This is a genomic window from Paenibacillus konkukensis, from assembly GCF_023523925.1.
GTDB classification, from domain to species: Bacteria; Bacillota; Bacilli; order Paenibacillales; family NBRC-103111; genus Paenibacillus_S; species Paenibacillus_S doosanensis.
The window spans coordinates 2,418,653-2,445,538 of the sequence record NZ_CP027059.1; the positions used below are offsets into that span (position 1 = coordinate 2,418,653).

The following is a 26,886-nucleotide window of genomic DNA, read 5'->3' on the forward strand; positions in this document are numbered from 1 at the left end:
GTTTTCCCTCCGGCTTCTTTCGCTTAGTGTCCTTTTTACCCTTTGACGAACACGGTCTTAATCGCTGTGAAAAACTCAATCGCGGCCTGCCCCTGCTCGCGCGAATGGGAGCTGGACTGTTTCATCCCCCCGAACGGGGCTTGCAGCTCGACTCCTGCCGACTCGGCGTTGATCCGCACTAAGCCCGCATCCATCTCGCGGATAAAGGCAAGCATGCTTCCGATGTCGCGCGTAAAGATCGAAGCGCTCAGACCGAACTCGGCGTCGTTGGCCGTCTCCAGCGCCTCCTCCAGCGTATCGACCTTCATCAGCGCCAGCACGGGGCCGAAGATTTCTTCGCGGGCGATCGTCATCTCCCGGCTGACCCCATCGAATACCGTCGGCTCTACATAGAAGCCCTGCCGCAGCTCCTCGCCGCCCGGCACGCCCCCTCCGCACAGCAGCTTCGCCCCTTCCTGCTTGCCCTTCTCAATATATCCGAGCACGGTATCGAGCTGCGCTCTGCTGGCGCAAGGGCCCATCCAAATCCCTTCCTCCAAGCCGCTGCCGACGCGAATTTGCCCTACCTTCTCCAGCAGCTTGCGCTTGAATTCCTCGTAGACGGCGCTCTGCACGATGACCCGGCTGGTCGCCGTACATTTCTGCCCGGTGGAGCGCAGCCCCCCGCTGATCGTCGCCTCTACGGCCAGATCGAGATCGGCGTCGGCGGCGACGATGACCGGATTTTTGCCGCCCATCTCCAGCTGGTATTTCGCGCCCCGCTTCAAGGCGCCCATCCCTACCTGCTTGCCTACCTGATCGGAGCCGGTAAAGGTGATGCCCTGAATGTGCGGATGATCGATGATCGCTTGCCCGATCACCGTCCCGCGTCCCGTCACCATATTGACGACGCCGGCCGGAAGTCCCGCCTCCTCGAAGCATTCGATCACGAGCGCCGCCGTGACCGCCGTCTCCTGAGCGGGCTTAAATACGACCGTATTGCCGTAGATGAGCGCGGGGGCCATCTTCCATACCGGAATCGCCACGGGGAAATTCCACGGCGTAATGACGCCGACGACGCCGAGAGGAGCCCGCGTCGTGAACATCAGCGCGTCGCTGTCGCTGGACGGAATTACATCGCCCACCTTGCGCATCCCCTCTCCGGCGTAATAGCGGAGAATCGCTACGCCGCGCGCCGTCTCTCCCTTCGCTTCGGGCAGCGTCTTGCCCATTTCGCGGGTCATCGCCGTCGCCACTTCGTCCAGACGCCGCTCCAGCGCGTTCGCCGCCTTGTATAAGAACTCTCCCCGCGCCGCGCCGGACAGTCTGCTCCATGCCTTCGCCGCTCCCCGGGCGGCCGCCGCCGCCTCGTCGAGATCTTCGCGCACGGATTGCTGCACAAGCCCGACCGTCTCCAGACGGTTCGCCGGATTGATGCTCGGCACCGTCTCGCCGGATATCGAGGCTTTCCATTGCCCTCCTATATAGTTAAGAAACGTACGATCGGCTGTTTCCGTCATTGTCCATCACCCTTTCCACAGTTTGAACATAATTCACCAGCGTCCCGATGCCGCTGATTTCAATTTCGATCCGGTCCCCGTCAAGCAGAGTAAATTCATTCGGCGGCACGATGCAGGTGCCCGTAAGCAGCACCGTTCCGTCCCATATCTCGTTGTCGCGCAGCAGAAACCCGACCAGCTCGTCGAAGCGCCGCTTCAATTGGCCCGTGCTCGCCGAGCCCTCTACGGCCAGCCGATCGCCGCGATAAATCCGGCAGACGATATCGAGCGCGTAAGGATCTTCGACCGTATCGGCGAGCCGGATCGCCGGGCCGATGGAGCAGGATCTGCGCCACATTTTGGCCTGCGGCAAATACAGCGGGTTCTCGCCCTCAATATCCCGGCAGCTCATGTCGTTGCCGACCGTATAGCCGATAATCCGGCCGCGCCGGTCGATGACGAGGCCGAGCTCCGGTTCCGGGATTTGCCACGACGAATCGCTGCGCAAGCATACCGTGCCGCCCGGTCCGACGGTGCGGGCGGCCGTTGATTTGAAGAAAATTTCCGGACGCTCCGCTTCGTACACTTTATCGTAAAACGTCGTAGCATCCAGCCGTCCGCCGGTCGCTTCGTAATTGCGCGCTTCCTTGCTTCGCTCATACGTGACTCCGGCCGCCCAAACTTCCGGAGCCGCTATCGGAGCGAGTAGTGTGAGCGCTTGCATACGATCGGCAATAGCGGGCCGCCGCTCAATTTCCCGGCTGAGCCAGCCGCTTACGGACATCCCCTCGGCGTCCGCCTTCTCCACCAGCTCGAACAGCTCCCGCTGCTCCAGCGGGTGAACCGCCTGCTCCTCGGTAACGGCTGCCAGAATGGGCTCGCCCTGCTGCAAATAACGAATGATTCTCATGAATTCGCCTCCAATTTGTTTTATAATATAAAACACAGTTTTGATAAATGTATACGAAAAACGTCCGTTCTTCCCTGCCTGGCTGCCAACCGGCACTGCCATAACCCTGCGAATCGCTATAGGCCGTGCCGCTATTCAGCCGGCCAGGCAAAGGACGGAACGTTAGATCGTCCGAAATATTCGTTTCCTCGCGAAACGGCTTGCTTTTACATTTTCACCAGACCGTGACCCAGCTGCTTCGAGATATCCTCTCCGGCGCGCTTCAGCACCGGTATCAGCGATTCGAGCTCGCGGTCGTCCACGCTCGATACGAGCGTCGAAATGCTGACTGCCGCGGCCGCTTGACCATGGTGATCGTACACGGGCACAGCCAAACAGCGCACTCCTGGCTCGTTCTCCTGATTGTCGAGAGCGTATCCTTGGCTCCGCACCCGCTCCAGCTCCTCGACGAAGGAAGCTTCGTCCGTGATAGTTCTCGGCGTGTGCGAGGTATATTCATAATGATGCAGCAGCTTCGCAAGTCTGGCCTGCGGCATGAAGGCTGCAAGCGCTTTACCTACGGAACTGCAATGCAGCGGAATTCTTCTGCCGATGCGCGAGTAGCGAATTACCGCCCGCGGTCCCTCTACCTTGTCGATATATACGCCTTCTTTGCCCTCCAGTATAACCAGATGCGCCGTTTGCCCCGTCTCGGCCGCCAGCTGCAAAAGCTGCTTGCGGGCTATTGTGCGAATGTCTAGGCTTTGCAGCAGCAAATGCCCTCTCTCCAGCAGCTTCATACCGAGCCGGTATTTGCCCGTTTCGGCGTTTTGTTCGATATACGCATGCTCCTGCAGCGTTTTGAGCAAAGAGTGCACCGTGCTTTTATGCAGCTCCATCCGGCGGCTGATCTCGGTAATTTTCAGCTCCGTGTCATGCTCGTCGAACAAATCGAGAATTTTGAGCGCCCGGTCCAGCGATTGTATGATAGGCATATGCCAGACTCCTTCGTCGTAGTTGTTATCATTCAAGTTGTTTTATATTATAAAACTGAGTTTTGCATATATATTAACTATAGACCATCTTCCATAGTTTGACAACGCTTTTTTCTCCCGGAAGCTCTTATCAGCGCGGTGTTTATGCACGGTCTTCGACCGATAGGGGTTTTCCACTCGCCAGTTAGCATAAATCCAAAGCCGCCATGCCAATATAGAAAGGCGATAAAAAAATCGCTGCGATGCCCGTCTGATCTTTCAGCTAGGAAGGGGCACCTGCAAAACGCCGAAAGGAGGTTGAAGCTATGAGCAAATCGAAAGCGCGGCGCGAAAATGCGGACAAGATCCGCAAGCAAACTCCGCATCCGCACGGCCATATTACGTCTTTGGAGGAATACGCCAAGGAATACGAGGCCGGGCAGCAGACAAAGAACGGGAAGTAGGCCTGTCCCATACCGGTATCTTCCTCTCCCCTCCCTCATAAAATGAGGTATGAACGCATAGAAGGGGATGAGTGCATGGCACCTGTGCAATGGGCTGAGCTTTTTCTCTGGATGGTCGCTTTGGCCGGTATTATAGGCGTTTTCTGCGCCTGTATGTATCGCTTCATCAAGAACGATACGACCGAATACGACATGGAATTCCTATGGGATCGCAAGTATAGACTGAAGGACCTGGAGCTAACCCCCAAGCAGCGCAAATAACGGCCTCTCCCGCTTTTCACGCCTTATAAGCCCCCGAGCCCAATGGACCGGGGGCTTACTTTGCGCCGTAACGACGCGTCCTTTCGCCCGCTACACCCCCCACCGGCTTTTCAGAAAGCGCAAGGAGGCCGGGAGCTCCTGGGCGCGGTCATGCACCGTGCATTCCACCGACACGCCGCCGTCATATCCCGCGGCCTTCAGCCGCTCCACGAACGCTTCGTACGGATACTGTCCCGTTCCCGGCGACAGTCTCCCCGTATCGGCCACATGAATATGCGCAAGCCATTCACGGTTTTCCTCCAGCGTCTCCAGCGCTTCCCGCTCTTCATCCATATGATAAAAATCGGCCAGCACTCTGATCGGCGCCCGATTCACCAATCTCGCATACTGAACGCCTTCGGCGACGCTGTTAATGATGTTCGACTCCTTGGTATTTAAAGGCTCGATAGCGATCGTAAGCCCCGTCCCCTCGCATTCGTCGGCGAACCATCCGAGCAGCTTCAGCAGCTGCTCCTCCGCGCGCGCCCGCTCCCAGCCTTCCGGCACGTGACGGGCACGGCCGCTTCCGAAGACGGCGACCGAGGAGCCCGCGCGATTCATCGTATCAACGGCTCTCGCTACATAGCCGCGGATGCTTTCTTCGTCGGCGTCAGGACCTACGAGCCGCAGTTCTCCCGGAAACAACACATTCCACGCTCTTACCGGAATGACGCTGTCCATATAACTTGGCAACGCTTTCTTTATTTGCTCTGGCGGCTGCTTCATCAGCGGCGCCAGCGCGCATTCGATATAATCGTACCCCGCAGCCCGGAGCTCCTCCGCCTGCTCAATGCCCATGCACCATCCAAATGCCGTCATCTTCCATCCTCCTAAGCGTTTGCCGTAATCAGCTGCCTTAACAAGAGAAGGTTTCTGCTTCCATTGTACTGCACCCGGCTGCCGCATTGCAGGACGTTTATTGCGCAATCGCGCTCGTTTTCCACGTATCTTGCTTATCGACGACAGAAAGCCCGGAGCTTTTCCTTAACGGAAAAGTCCCGGGCCGTGACCGTCAACGCAGGGCTTCTACATTGCGCTTCGCCGCGCCGCGTCTTCCTCAGCCGCCATTTGGCGTATTTCCAGCTCGTACAGCGGTTTGCTGATCAAATAGCCTTGAGCGTACTCGCAGCCCCAGGCCCGCAAGCAATCGAGCTGTTCCTGCGATTCCACCCCTTCGGCGATGACCTGAATTCCCATCCGGTGAACGAGACTGACGATCGATTCCACGAGCGAATCCTCTACGGATTCATTCGTAATATCCTGTACGAACGATTTATCGATCTTTAATGCTCCGATAGGGAGCCTCTTCAAATAGCTGAGCGATGAATAACCGGTGCCAAAATCGTCGAGTGCGATCAGCACGCCGTAATCGCGCAGCGTCTCCAAATTGCCTATGGCCGCTTGGAACGATTCCATCAGAATGCTCTCCGTTATTTCGAGCTCCAGATCATGCGGCGCAAGCTGCGTCTCATTCAGGATGCCGATCACCATCTCCGCAAAGTCTGGCCGCTGCAGCTGGATAGCCGAGATGTTCACGGAAATGATCGATTGCGGATAGCCGATATTTTGTATCGATTTGTTCCGCTCGCACGCGGTGCGGATTACCCATTCCCCGATCGGAACGATAACTCCGCTCTCCTCCGCTACCGGGATAAAATCGTTCGGCGAAATCGTCCCCATCTCCGGATGCACCCAGCGGATTAGCGCTTCAAATCCTCGAATGCGTCCGGAACGCAAATCCAGCTGCGGCTGAAACTGCAAGATCAGCTCGTTATGAATCAGCGCTTTGCGCAGCGCCTCCTCCAGCCTGCTTCTCTTGATCAACGCTTCCCGCATTTCGGTATTGTAGAACCGGTAATGATTTTTACCCAGCTCCTTGACTTTATACATCGCCGTGTCCGCATTCTTGATCAGCTCTTCGCACGTTTCCCCGTCGGACGGATATAAAGCGATCCCCATGCTTAGCTTCAAGTGAATTTGCTCGGAGCCGATGGCCTGCGGATAACGAAATCCGTCCTGGATCGATTGTATGCGCGCCATCAGCGGCTGGAGCTGCTCTATATGTTCGAACAGCAGGACGAATTCATCCTCGCCGATCCGCGCCAGCGTGTCCTTCGGCGTCAAATACCGCCGCAGCTGCAGCCCGACCCGGTTCAGCAATTCATCCCCGAATGCGTAACCCCGCGTATCGTTAATCAGCTTGAAGTTGTCCAGATCGATGACGACGACCGCGACCATCGTCTCCTGCTCCTGCGAAGCGGCGATCGCTTGACTCAGCTTCTCCATCAACAGCTTGCGGTTCGGCAAATCCGTCAGCGTATCGTACAGCGACAGCTGCATAATATGCCGCTCCGAGTTGCGGATTCGTGTAATATCGTAGCAAGTTCCGGTGATCGATTTGACCTGCTGATCCATTCCGATGACGGGGGACAGCGTCGTCACATAGATTCTTGCGCTGCCGTCCGCATGGCTCATTTCCTTTTCGAAGGACACCGTTTTTTTGCTGTACACCGTTTCCGTCAGCAGCTCCTGCCAAGCGGCCAAGTTATCCTTGAAGCCGAACAGGTTGAACAGCCATTGCCCCTCGGACTGGCCGGACGCAATGCCGAAATCGTTCATAAATCTCCGGTTAGCCGATAAGAGCATCCCCCGCAAATCGCAGCTGAATATCGAATCGTTGGAATTTTCGACAAGCGTGCGGTATTTTTCTTCGCTCTCGACGAGCCGGACTTCCGTTTCCTTTTTATGGATTTCATCGGCGAAAAAATAACGGATCAGCAGCATGAACAGCGGGAATAAAAGCAAAGTTGGCAGCGAATACCGGCTGATCATCATGAACGCGATAGGCCGCGGCAGCGCCGTAAACCACAGCATCTCCTGAACGGCGACAAGCAGGCCGAATACGGCGTAAACGAGCGATTGGCTGCGGAATTTGGCGCCGACGCGGTGCACGAGCAGCCCGATCGCCAAAGCCGTCACTGTCGTGCCTATTCCGACAGGCATGCCTGTACCCCCCAAGTAAAACCGGTACCCCCCGACAAAAAGCATGGCGATCCATCCTGTAATGCCGCCTCCGAACGCTCCCGCCATCGCAACGAGCACAGCCCGGAAGTCGATGATAATTCCGTCCGCAACGGTTATCGGCAGCTGCATCACCGCAATCCCCGTCAAGCCGAACAACAAGCCCCATATGACCCGCAGCCATACCGGCGGAAGCTTGAAGATCAAGGGATAGATCCAATGAAACAAGAAGATAAACGATAAAAAGATCGAAGCGTTGCCTGAAATTTCTTTTAACGTATCCAATTCGACCGGGATCACTTCGTCCCCCCCTTTGGCTCCGTGAGGCTCATTGTTTGATTCATGCTGTTCTGAAGCATCGGACAGGCTGTTATCCGCTCAACCGTTCGTAAAACCGCTTTGGGTCGGCAGGCATTCCGGAATCGCAGCACAACGTCTGCAGGAGCATCGAATACAGCTTGCGGGTAGAATGAATGCCGAGCTTCTTCATCATGTTGTCCAAATGATTTTTGACGGTTTTGACGGAAATCGTGCAATGATCGGCCAGCTCTTGATTGGAATAACCGTAGAGCAGCAGCAATGCGGCAATTTCGGCCTCCCGCCTAGTTAACCGGTTACGCTCGGCAAAAATGTTCATCGTTTTTCTTACATATTCCAAATAGTTTACTTCATACTTCAATGACGCTCTTTCCAACATCGCTTTGCTTGAACCTCCAATACGTTACGACCCGCCTATACTGTTCTGCATAAAATGACAAAGAGCCGTATATTATGGCAATATCATCCACTCCTTGTCTAATTATGCGCGAAAATTGTAAAAAAAGTTTATGGATGAATGTTAGCGAAAAGCATGTCAGATATTCATAAATTTATATCCTACCCCCCAGACCGTCTTGATGTACTTAGGCTGTTTGGAATCCTCCTCGATTTTTTTGCGCAAATTTCCGATATGTACGTCGATAGCTCTGTCATTCACGAACGAGTCGAACCCCCGCACCGCATTGATCAGTTCTTCCCGGCTGTACACCTTGCCCGGATTGGCTATGAACAGCTTCATAATTTCAAATTCGGAGAACGTCGTATCCACTTGCTGTCCGTTCACATATAGCGATCTTTTGTCAAAATTGAGAAAAATTCTGCTGACGGCAGGAACATTCTCCGGTTCCAAAGCTCTCATCTGGCGGTTATAATAGGTTCTTCGAATCATAGCCGCTATTTTGGCCGACAGCTCGCGCATGCTGAACGGTTTGCACAAATAATCGTCCGCCCCGGCGTGCAGCGCGTTGACTCTGTCCATCACGTCGGTTTTCATCGAAATGACGAGAATGGGCACCGTCGACCGCTTGCGCAGCTCCCCGCACAACTGGATTCCGCTAACATCCGGCAGCACGATGTCCAGCAGGACAATGTCCGGATTGTAGTGTTCCAATATAGCGAGCGCTTCTCTTCCGCTCTCCGTGCGTTGAACCGCGTATCCCTCCTCCGACAAGTACATCGAAAGCATGTCCCCGATAATCGTGTCATCTTCAATTATGAATACTTTGTGCATCAGCGCCCACCTTCAGCAACTTAAATAGAAATCGTCCTAATTCCAAAATGGCAAATGGTTCCTCAAACTTTCCTTACATTTTGCGTCCATTCGTTCAAGCGGTTCCCGTTTGAATCCAGCGATTGCAAGATCGACTTCAACTCCCGGTCAAGCGTCTGCAGCTCCCGTTTCAGCTCTCCCGGCTCCTTGGGTCCGCCGCTGTCCAGCTTCGCTTCGAATTTGGAGGCCGCTGCGAACAAGCCGTCCGCCGCCAAGTTGCCCGCAACTCCCTTCAACGTATGAATGCTCCGCCGGACCGCATCCCACTGCCCCTGGGCAAGCTGCTCATACAGTTTATCGGCAAAACCCCGGTATTCCTTTTGGAAATGAGATAAAATATGCAGCAAAATCGGTATTTTGCCGTTTAATCGTTGGAGCACCCGCTCCAGATCGATGCCGCTCAACCGGTCGAACATCGGCGGCTGCGCTCCCGCGGCGGGAGAATGGCGGCGCTGCTGCGGCCGCGCCGGCTTATCCGCCCATGTCTTCATCACCCGGATCAGCTCGTCGAAATCGACCGGCTTCGTCAGTATATCGTTCATCCCCAATTCCAAGCACAGCTCCCGCTCCTTAACGAGCCCAGTAGCCGTCAGCGCGACGATCGGCAGCTTATCGTACCGGCGCTCGGCCCGCAGCCGTCTCGTCGCCTCATATCCGTCCATTTCCGGCATATGAATATCCATCAAAATCAGGTCCCACTCGGCCGCTTGCGCGTAATCCAGCGCTTTCCTGCCGTTACGGGCGACCGTAACGGAGTAGCCCTCGCTCTCAAGCAGCTCCGTAGCCACCTGCTGATTCAGCAGGTTATCTTCGGCGAGCAGAATCCGCCCTCTGCATTCCGCCCGGACTTGGACCGGTGCGGCAATCGCCGGAGGCGGCGCGGCCGCGGGGAGCTCCAGCTTCTCCAGCACGGCGCGAACCGCCTGGAACAGCCCCAGCCGGCTCACCGGCTTCACAATCATCGTGTCCGGCCGCTTGTCATGCGGCATCCCCAGCATCTCCTCGCGACCGTAAACCGTCGTCATCGCGATCGTAAGCGAGCCCTTCTCCAGCGCCGCCGCTCTGCATTCGAGCCACGTCTCGGGACCGTACATATCCTCCGCTTCCATATCCAGAAGCACCAGATGGAAGCGATTGTCCGCCTGCTGCGCTTGCAGCAGCGCGCAGCCTTCGAGCCAGGAATCTACGGCATGCACTTCCAGCGAATACGAGCGGAGAAACTCGCAAAGCTTGCCGCGGATGACCGCGTTGTCTTCCACGACCAGCGCGCGGCGTATGGCGCCGCCTGCCGGCACCCTCAGCTTCTCCGCCCTGGCGTGCGCAGCCAGCGCGAACGGGATTGCGAAGGAGAAGCGGCTGCCCTTCCCCTCCACGCTGCTGACGGCCAGCGACCCGCCCATCATCTCGATTAAGCTTTGCGAGATGACAAGACCGAGTCCCGTACCCCCGTATTTCCGGCTCGTCGAGCCGTCGGCCTGGGTGAACGGACGGAACAGCTTTTGCAAATGCCGCTTGTTGATCCCGATGCCGGTGTCCTCGACCATGAACTCGATCCAAATGTTCCCCGCAGTTTGGCCCGCAATCGTTAATTTTACAATAATGAAGCCCTCGGATGTAAACTTGATCGCATTGCTGCACAAATTGAGCAGCACCTGTTCGAGGCGCAGCGGATCGCCGATGAGGGCGTCAGGCAGTTCCTCGGGCGTATCGACAATAATATCGATCGGCGATTTGCCGAGAAACACGCTCATCATATCCGATACGTTCCGCACGATTTCATTCATGTTGAAGCTGACCTTCTCCAGCTCCAGCTTGCCCGCCTCTACCTTGGCGAAATCCAAAATATCGTTCAGCAAGCGCAGTAAAGTGTTGGACGAGGCCAACATTTTGCTGCAGTATTCCTTCTGCGTGGCGCTCATCTCCGTCCGCAGCATCAGTTGGGCAAAGCCGATAATTCCGTTGAGCGGCGTCCTGATCTCGTGGCTCATGCGGGCGAGGAACAAGCTTTTCGCTTCGTTCGCTTCATCCGCTTCATGCTTGGCCAGAAGAACCTCCGACTGAATCCGCTTCTGCTCCGATATATCCCGCGCAATGACGGAATAGTAGATCACCCGCCCGGCCTTATCCCTATGGGTAACGAGAACAAGCGACATCGGCACCTTCCTGCCTGCGGTCGTCAGAAGGAATGATTCGGTTTCCCAGTATCCTTTTTCACGGACCCGGTCCAATCCCTTGACATAATACTGGAACGTCGCGCTGTCGAGGTACCGCTTGGCCCATTCCGTGCGCTCATCCAGCCGATCGATGCAAAGCAGATCCATCCCGGCCGGATTCATGTAAAAAATTTTCCCTGTGACGTCTATGGAAGCGATTAAATCTTTGGCCGCGTCCAAAATGCTTAACAAGCGGTTACGGGCTTCCTCCGTCTGCTTGTACAAGCGAATGTCGTGCGCTATGCCGACATATCCCGTGACATAACCGTTCTGGTCGCGCATCGGGCTGACATTCAAATTGACGGGAAAGCGGGTGCCGTCCTTATGAATGTAGGTCCATTCGTATTCCTCCGAAACATGATGCACCGACCGGGTCAAAAATACGGAAATATCCGGCTTTACCGGAACGCCCAGCTCTTTGGACAATCGTTCGGATCTTTCGGCGATTTCCCGCTCGTCGTGCCAAAGAAACATCCTTTCTTTATAAACGATTTCTTCCGACTCGTAGCCGAGAATTTTTTCCGCCGTTCGATTGAAATAAGTCACTTTATAATCGGTGTTAATGACGACTATGGCGTAATCGTTCTGATTAATGATCGCATTGAGCCGTTCAAACGCGTTTCTCAGATTGTCGACCATACCGTTGACCGACTGAGCGAGAGCCCCGATCTCATCCCCCGAGCGAAATAATATCGGCGAAACCTTGAGGTTGCCGCCCGCCACATTCTCGGTCACGTTCAAAATTTGCCTGATCTGATTCACTACTTTATTCAATAAGATAAACATAATGATGCCCAGCAGCAGCTCCGTCACGACAACCGTAAGCACGGTGCGCCAAAATAGCGATTGCAGCGGCTTCTCGAACGATCGGTATGAAACCTGCACCGCCATATACCACTTCGTTCCGGGTACCTCGGAATAAAAGAGCAAGTAAGGCTCTCCCTTTACTGTGGTTTCTACGAAGCCGTACCGTTTGCGGGCAAGCTCGGGAACGATCGGCTGAAAAGGGGAATCGGAATCGAGCACATTCGAGCGCAGAATTTTGTCGTGATCGGGATGATAAATAATCGTTCCGTCCCGTTCGAACAGCACAGTGACATCCGAAGGTCCGACCATAAAGTCGGTAAACCTGCCCAACACCCGGTCCGCCGCCAAATCCGCATTCAATACTTCCTTAATCCGGTATTCATTGTCGAAAATCGGAACTCGCATCGTAATCATCAGCTTGCCTGGCGTCTGGCCGGGCATAGGATTCGATACGACATCGTCGCCCTGCAGCGCATCGCTGAACCCCGCTTCCCCGGCAATCGGCGTGACGGAGCCGTCGATCTGCTTCAGAATGCCCCGCGTATCGCTAATGCCGAAGGAGGCAAAATTGCCCGACGACCGATTCCGCTCCCTTAATAAATATTCCAGCCGCTCGTTATCCGTTCCGTAACGGATCAAGTCGGTATGGCTGATCACCTTGACTTCGGCCAGCCTTGTCGAAATCCATGTCGAAAGATCCTGCGCCTGGGTCTGCACTTTGGCCCTGGCATTGTCTTTAAGCGATTGGAGGATGGTCAGCTTGGCCGCACGGTAATTGCTGGTCCCTACCAGAGTCAGTGAAATACTCGTTATTAGTAAAAACAACACACTGATTCGCACTCGCAGCGACGCCCTCATCGGCCCCTCCCTTAAATAGCGGGTCCGAACGGACCCTATATGTAGCTCGAACTTAGCCGTCCGGCCTTTTTATTATACTCTTAGCCTGTGTCGAATCCTACCTTTGCAAGTCAATTTCGACATGAAATTCGGGAACTTTTTGTTCCGGCGCAGCGCCAAATAGCCGTTCCCGTCCCGCAAGGGACAGAAACGGCCGATTAACGCCGGCTTAAATCGACTTACGGCTCCAGCTGCTGCCGGAGCAGACTCAGATCGTCCAGAGCCGCCTCGTACAGCTGTTCCCGCTGCTCTCCCTGCCCGGTTCCTTCGGCAAATTCGAGAGTGAACGAGCCGCGGAAGCCGGCTTCTCTCATCTCCTTAAGGATGCCGGCGATATGGGCGGGATTGCGGTTCAGCCGTTGAAACGTCTGGCCCGACAATCGGTACTGCACATGAGCGTGGGTAATCGACGAACCCAGGCGGCGAAACCAATCGGCCAGCGGGCCGAGACTGTGAAACGGATGCACGATCGCCTCACAGCGGTCCATCGCCAAAAGCGCCGCGGCGGCCGCCTGCGGCTCCTCCATCACCGTGCCCGGATGGCATTCGCATAGCAGGCGGCAGTCTGCCGGCAAGAGCCGCGTCCACTCGTTCCAGTTGCGGATATATGTCTGCAGCTTCTCCGGCTCCGGGCCGAAGTTAAACTTCACCGCCCGCGCCCCGAGCCGGCGGATCAGCCGGGCCGCTTCCGCCCGCTGCTCCTCCGCGCCGTCGTCGAACGATATGTAGGAATTGTAGACGGCGATAGGCAGCTCGGATCGCTCCAGCCGAGCAAGCTCCTGCTCTTCGCAGCGGGCGGCATGATTCTCCCATAGCTCAACGCCGTCAAACCCGTCCCGCCGCCAACGCGGGAGCCAATCGCTGACCCGGTAAGAAGGCTCCTTATCCGCCGTCCAGCGGTTTTGCTCCAGCAATATCGTGCCCAGATAGATTTCTCCAGTCTTCCATGTCATGCGCGTCAGCTCCTTTGGCGCAATTATACGGCTTGACGCCGCTTTCAGCATTCTTCCCTCCCATCATAGCAGAAGGAAGATGGCAGGACTACTGCAGTTTTACCGCGCCGGCCGTCACTTCCTCGCCGAGTATGACGGCCGCCGGCGCTCCAGCGGATACCGCTCGCAAGTCGATGCCCGCAGTGCGTTCGCCGGTCGCATGCAGCAATACTTCCTGCCGCGCGGGGCAAGATAGCTTCTCTATCAAGATGTCGCGGCTGTTGTGGATACGTGCCACAGGCCCCTCCTCTTTCGGCACGACGGTAACCTCGCTCATCGAGATGTTCTCCGCGTTCGAACACTCGATCGCCCGCTGCGCCTCGATGCATACCCGCTGCAGATGAATGCCGCGAATCGGCATCTCCGGCAAGCCCTTGAGCTGAATGCCCGTCTCGGCGCCCGCGCATACGGCGTCTTCAATGAAGATGTCGCGGAACCGGGGCGTTCCTTCGTTCACTTCCGCCGCCGCGTCCGTATCGGCCTTCACCTCGTAATACATATTGAAGGTGATCGCTTCGCGCGCGATATCCTTCATTCGGATATTGCGGATATACACCTGCTCGACGACGCCTCCCCGGCCGCGGGTGCTCTTGAAGCGCAAGCCGACGTCGGTGCCGACGAACGAGCAATCCGATACGAGCATATGGCGCACGCCGCCCGACATCTCGCTGCCGATTACGAAGCCGCCGTGGCCGTGGTAGACGGTGCAATGACGGACGACGACGTATTCGCAAGGCTTGCCCAGTTTGCGTCCCGCTTCGTCTTTGCCCGATTTGATGCAGATCGCGTCGTCTCCGACATCGAATACCGAATCCGTCACCTGTGCATATCTGCATGATTCAAGATCCAGCCCGTCTCCGTTCTGGGAATACCACGGATTGCGCACGGTAACACCGCGAATCGTAATATGCTCGCTCACCCAATGATGCAAGCACCAGCCCGGCGACTTCTGGAAGGTGGGCCCGTCCAGCAATACGCGCCTGCACTCGCGGAAGCTGAGCAGAACCGGACGCAAGTAAGCTTTGACCGGCTCGTAGTCAGCCAGCGCCGCCGTGCTTTGCTTGCGCAGCCGGTTTACGGTTGCGGCTCCGTTCATCGCCGCCTCGGAAGGCCACCAGATTTCGCCGTCGGCATCGACGACGCCGCCCGAGGCGGTTAATTTCCCCCATTGCAGCTCGGTCATTTTGAACTTTTTCACCGGGCGCCAAGCATCCCCGGCTCCGTCGAAAATACCGCCGCCGGTAATCGCGATATCCTCCAGCCGCTCGGCGAACAGCGGGGACATACAGCGAACGGCGGGAAGCCCTTCGAAATTCGATTCGATTAACGGATAATCGGCATAGTCGCTGCTAAAGCGAATGACCGCGCCGGGCTCTGTATGTAAACGAATGCGGCTTTTGAATACGATGGGACCGGTCAGCCAGACGCCGGACGGAATAACGACCGTTCCTCCGCCCGCTGCGGCGCAAGCCTCGATCGCCTTCGCGATAGCCTCCGTATTTTTCGTAATTCCATCGCCGCGTGCCCCGAAATCGGTAATTATAACGTTGTATTCCGGTATATTCGGAAGCTCAATCTCGGGCATGTCGAACGGCGGATTGCTCTCGTAAGCTGCATCTGAGTGCACAGTATGATTCACTTCAATTTCCTCCTGCCTTAAAATTACCGGGTATGACCGGATGTCGTTGCATTGACGGGTTTATCATAGCAACGAGTGCCGATATCCACAATAATCTTTAGCTCACATATCGGATTTAACGCCGCTGGAAGACTTTGTCCCATGAAATCGGGCAGGACACGTGCTACAATATAATAGCTCAAGGACAGCCCACCGGGATCCGATACTAGAGTCGGGCAACAACGAGCACAAGTTTCAAAAAAAACTATAAAGGCCGAAGCTTCTATATAAAGCACGGGGGACCCATTCCATGGGGTGAAGCCGCTTCTTGCGGCAGGGTGATTGCTCTTTGACCCGAATCCGTCAGCTAACCTCGTAGGCCGCGAAAAGGAGAGATTTTTCTTGAATCGTTTTCAAAAAGTGTTATTGACAGGTGTACTTACCCTTAGTCCAATTATCGGCGTTAGCGCCGCTTCCGCTGCTCCAGCGAATACGGTTACAGGTAACGATGCATTGAACGCTTTGACGCAAAAGTACGGCGTTGATCTGAATTCCTTGCTTAAAGGACAGCAAGGCAGCGGAATTGACCTGAATTCCTTGCTGAACGGCCAACAAGGCAATTGGCAAGTATTCAAGCCGGGCAGTAACAGCAACGGCAATATGTGGGCAGGCATGTGGAAGCAAGTTCCAGCTCAAACAACGAATCCCGGATGGGGATGCGACAATGGCAGCACAGGCAATGGCGCAGGCACTGTAGATAACGGTACGGACACTTCCGATAACGGAACTGGTACTGTAGATAACGGTACGGACACTTCCGATAACGGAAGCGGTACTGCAGATACAGGCACTGGCACTACGAATAACAACGGAAGCGCAGGCTCGGATCAAGGAACGGCTAACAGCTCGCAATCCGACTATGCCGCGCAAGTGATCAACCTGGTCAACCAAGAACGCGCAAAAGCCGGGCTGAGCGCCTTGACGGAAGACAGCTCCTTGTCCAATATGGCTCTTGTCAAAGCTAAAGACATGTACACGAACAATTACTTTGATCATAACTCGCCGACTTACGGTTCTCCGTTCGACATGATGAAGCAATTCGGCATCAGCTACTCTTACGCCGGCGAAAACATTGCCAAAGGTCAACGCGATCCGCAAGAAGTGATGAACTCTTGGATGAACAGCCAAGGGCATCGCGAGAATATTTTGAGCCCGAATTATACGAAAATCGGCGTTGCTTATTATAACGGCGAATGGGTTCAAGAATTTATCGCCAACTAATTTTTATAACGTAGTATGCCACAGCCTCCGGTGCGCCATGCATCGGAGGTTTTTCCTTTTATGCAGCCTCTTTTTTGCAAAATCCCGAACGTTTTGAAACCGCTTGCATATACATATGATAAGGCTTCCTCCCGCCGCTGGCTCGACAAAAGCGGGTTGCCAAGCCGGTGCGCGCCGCTTCAACGTTTTTCATCATTCGGGAGGTGTAATCAAATGGCGGTTAAAAATTTGCTCGCTGCATTGATTGGTCTCTTGTTTGTTTTTGCTCCGCATTGGATTCAATTCGCTCATGAAAGCGCTGTCGTAACCAGTGTCGTCTTCGGATCGATTCAGTTTATTGCGTCCTTGTTCGCCTTTTATTTGAAGAAGCCGGGCTGGAACTCCTGGTTCAACTGGCTGTCGATGCTGTCGGGAATCTGGTTCGTCATTTTTCCGTTCGCCTATTTGTCCGGCTTGGCAGAGTATATCATCTATATCGCGCTCGGCATTACTACGGTAATGCTGAATTATTATACGATGAACGAAGACTTGTGATGCGGCTTTGATGCAAAGTTAAGGCGAAGCTGATGCCTCCTCGAAAACGTCGGTTATTCTCCCGATGAATAAAAAGTGTATCGACGTCGATAAAAACATTCGAATGTACTTTTTGCGTACGATCCCTTATCGTAAAAGGGTGACACGATGAGAATGAGGAGGAAGAATATGGAATCCGCAGCTTCGGTATCCGCATTGTTTTTGGAAGAGAGCATTCAGGCGTTTCACAGCATGAAAAAACTGGCTGACCGCGCGATGGCTCAGCTGGGCGAAGAGCAATTTCACGTAACGCTCGACGATGAATCCAACTCGCTGGAAATTATGATCCTGCATATGCACGGCAATATGCTGTCGCGCTGGACGGATTTCTTAACCGCCGACGGCGAAAAGCCAAGCCGCGACAGAGACGGCGAGTTCGAAGCCAAGGGGCTCGGCCGCGAGAAGCTGCTGGAGCTTTGGGAGGAAGGCTGGTGTACGCTGTTCCGAGCGCTGGAGGGACTGACCCCCGGCGATACGACGCGGAACGTAACGATCCGGGGCGAAGCGCATACGGTCGTGAAGGCAATTCAGCGGCAAGTATCCCATTACGGTTATCATGTCGGCCAGATCGTGTTCCTCTCCAAGCATTTGGCGAGCAATCATTGGCAGACGCTGAGCATCCCGCGCGGGCAATCCCGCCAGTTCAAGCCTTAAACGCCCAGACAAGCGTCAAAGCCGCTACTCCACTTGCGAATAGCGGCTTTGCCTTTTGCAACTGGGACGGGATCTAGGCGTACGCTCCGGCGAGTAGATGCTTCGTGAGCATTTGCCGGAACCTGGCCCTTAAGTCAGCGGCTCCGTAACTTCCAGATCGACGAGCAGTTCTCCGTTGCACTGTCCGATGGCCGGCAGCGGCAAATCGCTCGCGGGCGAGACGAGCCCGCAGCAGCGATACCGGATCAAGCCGCCGCGAAGCTGCGCTTCATCGGATTTCCGGCGAACCAGCGATCGAATTGCGTCCAGCAGCGCTTCGTACGCTTCCCGCCCCTGCAGCTCGGACGGGTAAATATTCGCTTCCGCAGCCGACGCATCCGCCTTCCGCCTGCCGTACATCCGCGGAAATAACGTCCCAAATCAGGAAGAAGCTGCAACGAACCCCCTCCTTCAGCGTAGTACATACTAATGATTTGTAAGGAGGTGAACGTTCATGAAGCTGCTTACGGTTCAAGACGGCATAACCATCATTGAGCAGCGTATCGGGATTCCCGCGACGCATGAATTGACAACCGGCGGAATTTACCGCAACTCGTCGCCGCAAGAACAACCTTTTTACAAGATTGAATTGGAATGGAACCGAATCGGCGAACCCGAGCTGGACGAGGAAGGGCTGGTCAACCGGCATACGATCCGGGCCGAGCTGGACGCTCTGACGGGAAGGCTGGCCGCTTATTACAGACATGATCGCCGAAGCGAGGAACGGGAGCAGCGAACGGAGCTTCATTCGGAGCTGTATAATGCCGTCTATCCCCATGTTATCGAATGGATTGACAAGCTTCAGCTGCCGATTGCCCCAGAGGAACTGCAGCTGAGGAAAAAACAGGCGATCGGCAAAAATCGCTATAAGCTCGAATATGCAAGACAGCACGCAGGAATTTCCTTTGCCGCTCATCAGGCTTTCCATATCGAGCTTAGCAGCCGGTTCGAGCTGCTCCACCTCTTCTGCGTATGGGACGAATGTTCGTTTACCGATCCCCGGCAGGCCAAACCTGCGCAGCAATTCCGGCAGATGATCGGCGAAAATCAGCTGTCCCTTTGCTATTTGACCTTATTCCATCCGTCCTCGCACCCTCATTATATGTACCGGGAGGATATATTCGACGCCGAAACCGGGCAGATTCTGTATAGCGATAAAGCGGAGGTGACTGAGCTTATCCGTCTGGACCGGCCCGAGCCGGAGTACAATCAGCTTATTCAAATACATCGCAAACCGGTATTTTCCGCTGCCCATTACGATGTTCTTAAGCTGGACGACGCGGTTACAGAGGCGGATTTAACAGCTCCGCATCCTTTTGCACCGCTTCTCGAAAATTCGGAAATCGCCGCCGCCCGTCAGCTGGCCGTATCTTATTTGAAGCAATGCTACGCCCATGAGCCTTGCCAGTTCGCCTTCTTGCGAAAGGACGGGCATCACCCGATCGAAGGCATGCAGGGCGGCCAAATCAAGGTGGAAATTCACCGCCTGCGTCACGGCATTCCGATCATCGGCGGCAAATTGAATTTGTTCCTCGACCGCCAAACCCGGGAAATGACCAACGTCATGGACGCGCTGAAGCTGTTTCAATCCGGCAAGGAGCGGATAGATACCGCCGGCCTTCTTCCCCCCAGAATTACAGCCGCCGAGGCTTGGGAGCAGCTGCGAGGCTGCTTTCAACTAAGCCTGCAGTATATGCTGAAAGCCTCCGATTGTCTAACGGGACCCAAGCGCGCCGTTCTTGCTTATAAGCTCGTCGATCACGACGAAGTATGCGATGCCGTAACCGGCATGCCGTTGAAGCTGGCTTCGGAGCAAAATTAAAAACAAATAACCTGAGAGCTTTATGGAAGCACTCAGGTTATTCAGGTTCGCAGCGCCGCCGCCGACTCCTCTACAAGGAGGATCGTTTGCCCGTTGTACCGGAATCTGTAGGCCGCGGGATAAAACTTAGACGGGCCGTCAGCTTGCCATATACGCCGATGCAGAAATTGGCCGCCGGCTCGGCCCATCTTCTATATTTGACGACCAGCATGCTGATTAGCAGGCCAAGCACGAGTCCGCCCGCAATATCCGCCGGATAATGAACGCCGACATACACGCGCGCAATTCCGATCAAGCAGGCGAGGATCAGCAGAAGGCCGCCCGTGCGGCGCTTCAAGAACCATATCGGGAAAGCGAGCGCAAACGCAAACGTCGCATGGTCGCTCGGGAACGACGGATCGGCGTCATGAGACACCAGTTGATGCACCTCATGATCGACAAAAGGTCTCGGATGATCCACGATCGGCGAGATGATCCAGCCTGCGGCGACAATGGCTATCACCACGGACAAGCAAGAGTAGAACACCATCCTCTGATTGGCCGCTTTCCCGGTAATCCACAGTACGGCCAATACCGCTATCATGACATACACTAAATCGCGGGCGAAAAAAACCATCATTCCGTCAAGCCAACCCCAGCTGCCGGCCGCATTATTAATCAGTTGAAAAATGCCGTAATTCAAGCCGTCACCCCATCCAACATATTCTTGATACTGATCCCCCATTATAACCGATAAATCTTAATAATTCCTTAATATTTGCCAAATATCATGAAGTTATCATTAAGTTTCCATAAAAAAACCGCCGACCTGTCGGGTCAGCGGACGATGACGAACAAAGCTTGCTAATGAATGCTGTTTTTATCGAAATTGCCGCCCAGCACATCGGAAACTTGCTGAATCGAGATAAACGCTTTCTCGTCGATTTCCTGCACGATGCTTTTGAGCTTGGAGAGTTCCAGCCTGGTGACGACGCAATAGATCATTTGCGTATCCTCTTTGGAATAACCGCCTTTGGCGTATATGTATGTCGTATTTCTGCCGAGACGGCTCATAATCGCTTGTGAAATTTCTTCGTATTCCGAGGAGATGATCGTAACCGATTTGGACTCGTCCAAGCCTTGCACGACGATATCCATGACCTTCGAGGCTATGTAATAAGTAAAGATCGAATACATCGCGGAATCCCAGCCGAAGACGAAACCGGCAATTATAAAGATGAAGACGTTGATGAACATAATGATTTGCCCGACGGGAAGCCTGAACCGTTTGGACAGCAAGATCGCGACGATTTCCGTTCCGTCCAGCGACCCGCCGAATCGGAGCACCAGACCGACCCCGAGACCGAGAATCAAGCCTCCGAATAAAACGGCCAATATTTTTTCATTGGTAAAGGGTTCCACGTGATGCAGCAGCGCGGTGACTACGGACATGAGTGCGATGGCGTACAGGGTGGTTATGGCGAACGTCTTGCCGATTTGTTTGTAGCCGATAATGAGGAAGGGCACGTTAATGAAGAAGATGAAAAGACCTAAGGGAACTGCCGTTACTTTCGATAATACGATGGAAATCCCCGTAATGCCGCCGTCGATGACATCGTTCGGTACGAGGAATATTTCCAGAGCGACGGCCATCATGACCGCTCCTATGGAAATGAAAATAAATTTTTTCAAAAAGTCTGCAAACGTCATTTTCTTATGTTTTCGAACCATTGCCCTATCCCATCCTTTGTCTCTGATTCTCCCCGTTTAAAATATGCCCCAAAATAAAACGTTGTATAAGAACAACAAAAAACCCTTGAAAATCAAGGGGGATTACCTGTGGACGCGAGGATTTCTACGTATTCACTTTATCATTTATCGAAAAGGGCGTCATCTATTTTTACATAATAAACATACCCAATCAATATTCCATTGACAGTCGACGCTTACAATGAAAGAACCGTCCGAACCAAACAACGAAAGGCTGATGTGCTTATGAGGAAGCTATTTCTGAAAAGAACCCGGCTGCTTGTCGTTATGCTCCTGCTGGCCGTATCGATTACCGGCATGATGCAGTTTAACCGAAAATATGTTATCGTCAATCCCATACCGGCCGACCGCTTCGAATACGAATTCGACCTGCTGAACGGCTCGGTCATCGTTAATCCTTACGGTATCGGCAAATAAAAACAGCTTCAAGCAAACCCATTATAAGGACGGTAGAGAGGCAATGAGAACCGAAAGTCAAATCAAGCGAAAAATGATCGAGCTGCAAATGCAAAAACAGTCAGCGGAAGAGCGTTTGGCGGAAATCAAGCGGACCTCGCCCGAGGATGAAGCCGCAATCCGCCGCATCACCGGCGAGATCACTCAATTGGAGGACAAAATCACACTGCTGGAATGGGTCATCAACCCGCCTACGGGAAGCTATCATGTCTAATCCGTAACTTTCGGCATTCTTCAGCGGTTTGTAACCGTTCCAGCCGTCAGTTGCCGTTCCAAAAAAGGGATAAAAGGCTCCCGCCGAACGGATTCGGCGGAAGCCTTATGGTCGTCTGTATCCCCTATCGCACTTCAACGGCCACTTCATCCGGCCGGTATACAGCTACAAGCTTGCCCTCCCTGTCTGCGGCGAACAGCACCGACCGTTCGCTCTGCAGCATGAACTCGTATGTGCGTCCGGTAACCGGATCTTTCACCCGGATGGCGGCGTTTCTTGCGTATTCCGAAACGAACACGAACAATGAACCGTCCCGAAACGCCAGCTTGCGTCCGTATATGCCAGGCAGATCGCCGCCTTGTTCCCAGTCAAGCTCGGTCGTCACGCCGCACTCGGCGAGCACGTGCGCGTACAGCGCCCGTACCGACTCCGCTCTGTCGTTCAGCTCGACAGGCAAGCCCGTCCACAGCAGCTGCCCTTTTCCGATCCGCGCCTCAGTCAGGCCGTACGGCTCGTCTCCGTCCGCCTCCCGTACTTCCTTGCACAGCTGCGCTATTTTCCGCGCGCCGAACGAGAGCGGCAGCGCCTGGCCGCCGATCATGAGTTCTTCCTCACGCAGCACGTTCGTAAGCCGCCTTGGCCCGAGCTGATCCGTCAGCCGCTCTATAGGCCGCCAATGCTCGTCAAGCCCGGCCGGTCCGGTCAGCAGCAGCGTGCCTCCGTGTTCCCGAACGTGGTCGAGCAGCTGCTCCAGAGCCTGGCCGCTGAAGTTGTGGGCGCTCGGTACGACGATAAGCTTCGGCGGGTGATCCGCCAGCGCGCTCAGCTCGTATTCGCTCATGGCGCGGAAATGGACGTTCAGCTCGTAGCAGAGCACGCGCGTCAATACGCTTGTCGCTTCTACGGCCAGCCGGCGGTTGGACAAATCATTCGAATACGGGAAAACGACGGCGACGTCCTCCAACGCGCGGTCCTCGAACAAATGGCCGATGCTCCCCATAAACTTGCCGAAATCGTAAGATACGTCCGCCTCCGGCTTTTGGGTGCCGTCCGCCCGCAGCGCCCCGATATTCGATTCGTTGACATTATTCATATACATATTCGTATGCCACAGCCACTGCACCGCTCCGGCGCCGCCGGTTGAGAACGCGTAGGCGTATTTGCGCTCCAAAATGCTGCGCAGCTCCGTCTCCGACCGTTTCGCCCGTCCGTCCGGCGTTTCTACGTACATGATGCCCGTTTCCCGGATCAAATTCGGCTTGCGCGGCGTCTTCGCGAAAATGCCGTCCCATACGAGCTGATCCATAAGCCACCACGAATGGTTCGTCGTATAGTCGACCGCGCTCTCGTACAGCAGCGGAGACGGCCGCTGCGCTCCGAGCGCTTCGTCCTGGCCGACCGTAATCAGCTGGCCCGGCGCAATCGCACGTATCGTTTCGCTGAGCGCTGCCGCCCACCGGTTCAGCATGTCCATGCCGAACAGCGAGTAATCGAGCCAGCGCGTCCCTTTTTTCCCGGAATGCATATCTTGAATATCGAAGTTGATTTCGCCCGGCTCCGGCGGCGAAACGGCTTCGAAGTTCGGCAGCTCCGCGGGCGTATACCCCCACTTCTCCTGCAGCTCGCGAATTGAACCGTAGCGGGCTTTCAGCCAGTCGATATAAGCCTTCTTCTCGAAGCGGTCCCGGCTGCTGCGCGGCCCTTCGAAAATACGCTTCGGATCGAACATCGACGGCTCGTTGATCAAATCCCAATGCACGTTCGCCGTTTCACGGTGCCTCGACACGATCGCCGCGATAAACCGTTTCTGCGCTTCCACACTGCGCGGATCGAGGTACGGATTCGAGCCTTCCCACTGCTCCGGAGTAAACGCGAAAAAATTGAACGTCACCTCAAGCTCATGCCGCTTGCAGGTCAGAATGAAGGCGTCGATCGCACGAAGCGCCGCTTCCGACGGATGGCCGTCCTCGTACATGACATGACGGTAGCCGGTCCAGATGCCGGTCCGAATCATATTGATCCCCGCCCGCTTCATCTCGGCCATATCCCGATCCCATACGGATACGTTCGGCATAAAAATGAATTTGCGCGCCACGTCGGAGGTCATGTACGTCATGCCGACGATCGGCAGCGGCTTGCCGTTTTTGCGGAAATAGTCGCGATCGCAAGTGAGCGCCTCTCCCCGGGCGAGCAGCTCGCGATCGAAGCCCCATACCGCTTGGCGCAGCAGGCGGACTTCGCCCTTGTCGGAGACGGCCGTGAGCTGTGCCGTATACAAGCCCGCTTCCAGCTCGTCGGGTACGGTAACGGGAAGTAGGGTCAGCTCCTTGCTGCCCGCGATCGCAAACGTATGCGTCCACTCCGGCTCGCTTCCGTCCGCCGTCTGTTTGCCGAACTTGAGCGTGCAGCTCCAGCTGCGATTCGTCTCGACGGCCCCGTCCTCCCACGCCGCACCGCCCATTTGTTGAAGCTGGAAGCGGAACTTTGCCCGGTCCCCCGGATCGTACGAAGCATAGAGCGGCAGCAGCCACATCTCGGTGACGCCGCGGGAGCAGAAATCCGCCAGAGCGAGAACAGCGGCCTCTCCGTCCTTCGACCAGAACAGCGAGGTGAGCCGCTGATTGACGAACAGCCAGCGGGCTCCGGCGAACATCCCCTTCGCGTGCTCGATCAGGACGACAGGCGCAGCCACTTCCCGCTTGTCCGCGGATATGCCTTTGACGAGCGGATACAGGCGTACGTCCATCGGCCCGGCAGAGCCGCTTTCATGCGGAATGTCGCTGGAGCGCGTTGCGTGCATGATCAGGCTGTATGTCGGCTCCACGGTAAGCAGCCCGGTATAGGGCGCAAGCAACGGAATGTCGTCGTGCGCGGCCAAGCCTCCGATCGGAGCCGGGTCGACCGGCATCGCTTCATGAATAAGCAGCTGACGGTGATAAGCCGTCTGCTCCGATTCGCAGGTCCAGCCGTCTTCGCTCCGGTACACCGGAATCCGGAACGGGGCTCCTCCGGCGCTTATCAGTCCGCCGCCCCGCTGTAAATATTCCAGTATCGCCGGCCAGGCGTCCTTCGGGAAGTACGGCGCGTGCAGATTGACGAAGCAGCCGCCCTGCGCCGACCGCAGCAGCTCTTCCAGCCGCTCGCCGTCCGCGATCGCCGCCGAAGCGGCCAGACGTTCCACTTGCGCGGCATCCGGCCGATCGGAGCCGATCGGGAACTGCGGGTCGTAAAAAACGATCATGCGGTTCATATTCCATCTCCTTCGCGTCGCTTTTGGGGGAGTCCTTATTCCATTCTCAGCCTCTTGTACTGTCTCAGCAAGCCGTCATCGTGCAGCACCATCCAGTCGGCGAGCGATTGCCGCATTTCCGCCAATGCGCCTGCGTAACGCGCATCGCCGATCAGGTTCGTCATCTCATGCGGATCGATGGACAAATCGTAAAGCTCGTCCAGATCGCCGCAGTTGAACACGTACTTGTAATGCCCCTTGCGCAGCATGCGCTGGGTGAACATGGCCGCCTCAAGACCGGCCCCCTCCGTAACGATGCAGTCCGGCCAATCTTGCACGGCTTCGCCGGCCAGCATCGGAGCGAACGAACGGCCGTCCGTTCCTTCAGGCGGCGCAACGGCTCCCGCCAGATCAAGAATGGTGGCGTGAATGTCGCAAGTACCGACAAAGCTCGGCTCCGTGCGCGAGACTGCGGACTCCAACCCCGCGGCCGGCTTGACGATAAGCGGGATGCGGCAAGTTTCCTCGTACATGAAAAACGACTTGTCGCACAATCCGCCGTGAATACCGAGCGATTCGCCGTGATCGGCGGTGAAAATAATGACCGTGTTATCGTATAGATCGTGCTTTTTCAAGTACGCGATCAGCCTGCCGATCTGCTCGTCGATGCTGCTCATAAACGCATAGTAATGTTTAATATACGGGACGAAGTCGGCCCATTCCTTCGTATTGCCTCTCTTGATTTGGTGAATCGACGGTTTGTCGGCCCCGTCGTCGTAGAAGTTCGGCCACGGCTCCAGCTCCGCGTCCCGGTACATGTCCAGAAAACGCGTCGGCGCGACATAAGGCTCGTGCGGCCCCCAGAAGTTGAGCGAGAAGAAGAACGGTTTGTCTCTCCGGCGAAACTCGTCGATATAATGAATCGCGCGCTCCGTCAAGAAATATTCGACCGTCGACTCGATCGGGGACGTCAGCTCGGAGGCGTAATGCCATTCGAAATGGCCGGTTATTTTGTTTTCCTCCTGCCATGTCAGGCCGTTGTCCTGCAAATATTGACGGAACTGCGGGTACGTCATCCCTCCGCCGCCGTGTCCGGCAAAATCGTCGCCCTCGTAGCCGACGTCGGTCGGGAGCGACTTGAAGCCTCCGGCAATATCGGCAAAGCGGACATGCGCGAGGTTGCCCCGCAGCCATTGTCCCATCTCGGGTCCGAAGCCGAGATGCCATTTGCCGGTGTAGCCGATGCTGTACGATTGCCGCTCCAATTGCCGGCTGAGCAGCCGCGGGGTGTCGGGCAGCTCCTGCACCATGCTGCCCATGCCGTAGCTGTTCGTCTGCATCCCGTGCTTGAACGGATACAGTCCGGTTTGCATGGACGCCCGGGCCGGCGTACATACCGGGCAGCTCGCGTAGGCGTTCGAGAATACGACGCTTTCTTCCGCCAAGCGGTTCAAATGCGGCGTCCGGCATACGGCGCCGCCGTAGCTTTTCAGCGTATCGACCCGCTGCTGGTCGGTCTGGATAAACAATATATTCGGTCTGCGCCGATCTTTCCCGGCTTGTTGCTGCGTCATACGATCATCTACCTCCCAAAATGATAGTTCTTTATGTGTCAGCGGGCCCCATAC

At 55.5% G+C, this 26,886-nt stretch carries 23 protein-coding genes and 1 riboswitch; of the genes, 8 read left to right on the plus strand and 15 right to left on the minus strand.

From position 1 onward, the window contains the following. Positions 1-35: 35 nt before the first annotated feature. From gucD to SK3146_RS10415, 3 genes are all read right to left on the minus strand, one after another. Positions 36-1,499 (minus strand): alpha-ketoglutaric semialdehyde dehydrogenase GucD, encoded by a 1,464-nt coding sequence (gene gucD / locus SK3146_RS10405; protein ID WP_249865009.1) that lies wholly within the window; start codon positions 1,497-1,499, stop codon positions 36-38. Further along, a complete protein-coding gene (locus SK3146_RS10410) occupies positions 1,468-2,388 on the minus strand; it encodes a fumarylacetoacetate hydrolase family protein (protein ID WP_249865010.1) in 921 nt (306 codons plus the stop codon). The genes gucD and SK3146_RS10410 overlap by 32 nt, the downstream gene beginning before the upstream one ends. Before the next feature lie 206 nt (positions 2,389-2,594). Next, the gene (locus tag SK3146_RS10415; RefSeq protein ID WP_249865011.1) at positions 2,595-3,362 is read right to left on the minus strand and encodes an IclR family transcriptional regulator; all 768 of its coding nucleotides are present in this window, start codon (positions 3,360-3,362) and stop codon (positions 2,595-2,597) included. Between the two features lie 305 nt (positions 3,363-3,667). Between SK3146_RS10415 and SK3146_RS10420 the strand changes: the two genes are divergently transcribed. Both SK3146_RS10420 and SK3146_RS10425 read left to right on the plus strand, forming a co-directional pair. Beyond that, entirely contained in the window at positions 3,668-3,805 is a 138-nt protein-coding gene (locus SK3146_RS10420; protein WP_249865012.1) for a DUF6254 family protein, read from the plus strand. A gap of 75 nt (positions 3,806-3,880) precedes the next feature. Beyond that, positions 3,881-4,066: a hypothetical protein gene (locus tag SK3146_RS10425; protein WP_249865013.1), complete on the plus strand. Its 186-nt coding sequence runs from the start codon at positions 3,881-3,883 to the stop codon at positions 4,064-4,066. Positions 4,067-4,156: 90 nt separating this feature from the next. Here the strand turns inward: SK3146_RS10425 and SK3146_RS10430 are convergent, their stop codons facing one another. The 7 genes from SK3146_RS10430 to SK3146_RS10460 form a co-directional block, all read right to left on the minus strand. After that, a complete protein-coding gene (locus SK3146_RS10430) occupies positions 4,157-4,924 on the minus strand; it encodes a sugar phosphate isomerase/epimerase family protein (RefSeq protein ID WP_249865014.1) in 768 nt (255 codons plus the stop codon). A gap of 207 nt (positions 4,925-5,131) precedes the next feature. Continuing rightward, positions 5,132-7,426 (minus strand): EAL domain-containing protein, encoded by a 2,295-nt coding sequence (locus SK3146_RS10435; RefSeq protein WP_249865015.1) that lies wholly within the window; start codon positions 7,424-7,426, stop codon positions 5,132-5,134. Between the two features lie 70 nt (positions 7,427-7,496). After that, positions 7,497-7,823: a helix-turn-helix transcriptional regulator gene (locus tag SK3146_RS10440; protein WP_249865016.1), complete on the minus strand. Its 327-nt coding sequence runs from the start codon at positions 7,821-7,823 to the stop codon at positions 7,497-7,499. A 156-nt stretch (positions 7,824-7,979) separates the two neighbouring features. Then, entirely contained in the window at positions 7,980-8,675 is a 696-nt protein-coding gene (locus SK3146_RS10445; protein ID WP_249865017.1) for a response regulator transcription factor, read from the minus strand. 62 nt (positions 8,676-8,737) lie between these two features. After that, the gene (locus SK3146_RS10450; protein WP_249865018.1) at positions 8,738-12,592 is read right to left on the minus strand and encodes a response regulator; all 3,855 of its coding nucleotides are present in this window, start codon (positions 12,590-12,592) and stop codon (positions 8,738-8,740) included. A 218-nt stretch (positions 12,593-12,810) separates the two neighbouring features. Continuing rightward, positions 12,811-13,584, minus strand: a complete 774-nt coding sequence (locus tag SK3146_RS10455; RefSeq protein WP_249865019.1) for a sugar phosphate isomerase/epimerase family protein — start codon at positions 13,582-13,584, stop codon at positions 12,811-12,813. A gap of 88 nt (positions 13,585-13,672) precedes the next feature. Further along, a complete protein-coding gene (locus SK3146_RS10460) occupies positions 13,673-15,262 on the minus strand; it encodes a glycoside hydrolase family 28 protein (protein ID WP_249865020.1) in 1,590 nt (529 codons plus the stop codon). A 241-nt stretch (positions 15,263-15,503) separates the two neighbouring features. Next, positions 15,504-15,638, plus strand: a riboswitch (cyclic di-AMP (ydaO/yuaA leader). 5 nt (positions 15,639-15,643) lie between these two features. Here SK3146_RS10460 and SK3146_RS10465 point away from each other — a divergent pair. The 3 genes from SK3146_RS10465 to SK3146_RS10475 all read left to right on the plus strand — a co-directional run bounded on the left by SK3146_RS10465 (position 15,644) and on the right by SK3146_RS10475 (position 17,749). Further along, the gene (locus tag SK3146_RS10465; RefSeq protein WP_249865021.1) at positions 15,644-16,522 is read left to right on the plus strand and encodes a CAP domain-containing protein; all 879 of its coding nucleotides are present in this window, start codon (positions 15,644-15,646) and stop codon (positions 16,520-16,522) included. A 213-nt stretch (positions 16,523-16,735) separates the two neighbouring features. Then, positions 16,736-17,056: an SPW repeat domain-containing protein gene (locus SK3146_RS10470; protein ID WP_249865022.1), complete on the plus strand. Its 321-nt coding sequence runs from the start codon at positions 16,736-16,738 to the stop codon at positions 17,054-17,056. Positions 17,057-17,224: 168 nt separating this feature from the next. Continuing rightward, positions 17,225-17,749 (plus strand): DUF1572 family protein, encoded by a 525-nt coding sequence (locus tag SK3146_RS10475; RefSeq protein WP_249865023.1) that lies wholly within the window; start codon positions 17,225-17,227, stop codon positions 17,747-17,749. 129 nt (positions 17,750-17,878) lie between these two features. Here the strand turns inward: SK3146_RS10475 and SK3146_RS10480 are convergent, their stop codons facing one another. Continuing rightward, positions 17,879-18,148, minus strand: coding sequence for a hypothetical protein (locus SK3146_RS10480; protein WP_249865024.1), 270 nt, complete (start codon positions 18,146-18,148; stop codon positions 17,879-17,881). 94 nt (positions 18,149-18,242) lie between these two features. On the opposite strand from SK3146_RS10480, the gene SK3146_RS10485 reads away from it, so the two are divergent. Beyond that, positions 18,243-19,610 carry a hypothetical protein gene (locus SK3146_RS10485; protein ID WP_249865025.1) on the plus strand — a complete coding sequence of 456 codons (1,368 nt, stop codon included), beginning with the start codon at positions 18,243-18,245 and terminating at the stop codon, positions 19,608-19,610. Between the two features lie 70 nt (positions 19,611-19,680). Here SK3146_RS10485 and SK3146_RS10490 read toward each other — a convergent pair whose 3' ends face one another. Continuing rightward, positions 19,681-20,334: an undecaprenyl-diphosphatase gene (locus SK3146_RS10490; protein WP_249865026.1), complete on the minus strand. Its 654-nt coding sequence runs from the start codon at positions 20,332-20,334 to the stop codon at positions 19,681-19,683. A 119-nt stretch (positions 20,335-20,453) separates the two neighbouring features. Continuing rightward, positions 20,454-21,320: a YitT family protein gene (locus tag SK3146_RS10495; RefSeq protein WP_249865027.1), complete on the minus strand. Its 867-nt coding sequence runs from the start codon at positions 21,318-21,320 to the stop codon at positions 20,454-20,456. Positions 21,321-21,584: 264 nt separating this feature from the next. Here SK3146_RS10495 and SK3146_RS10500 point away from each other — a divergent pair, with 264 nt between their 5' ends. After that, positions 21,585-21,776 (plus strand): hypothetical protein, encoded by a 192-nt coding sequence (locus SK3146_RS10500; protein WP_249865028.1) that lies wholly within the window; start codon positions 21,585-21,587, stop codon positions 21,774-21,776. A 43-nt stretch (positions 21,777-21,819) separates the two neighbouring features. Next, positions 21,820-22,029 (plus strand): hypothetical protein, encoded by a 210-nt coding sequence (locus SK3146_RS10505; RefSeq protein ID WP_249865029.1) that lies wholly within the window; start codon positions 21,820-21,822, stop codon positions 22,027-22,029. Between the two features lie 124 nt (positions 22,030-22,153). On the opposite strand, the gene SK3146_RS10510 is transcribed toward SK3146_RS10505, so the two are convergent. Next, positions 22,154-25,279: an alpha-amylase family protein gene (locus SK3146_RS10510; protein ID WP_249865030.1), complete on the minus strand. Its 3,126-nt coding sequence runs from the start codon at positions 25,277-25,279 to the stop codon at positions 22,154-22,156. A 35-nt stretch (positions 25,280-25,314) separates the two neighbouring features. Beyond that, positions 25,315-26,832: a sulfatase family protein gene (locus SK3146_RS10515; protein WP_249865031.1), complete on the minus strand. Its 1,518-nt coding sequence runs from the start codon at positions 26,830-26,832 to the stop codon at positions 25,315-25,317. Positions 26,833-26,886: the final 54 nt, after the last annotated feature.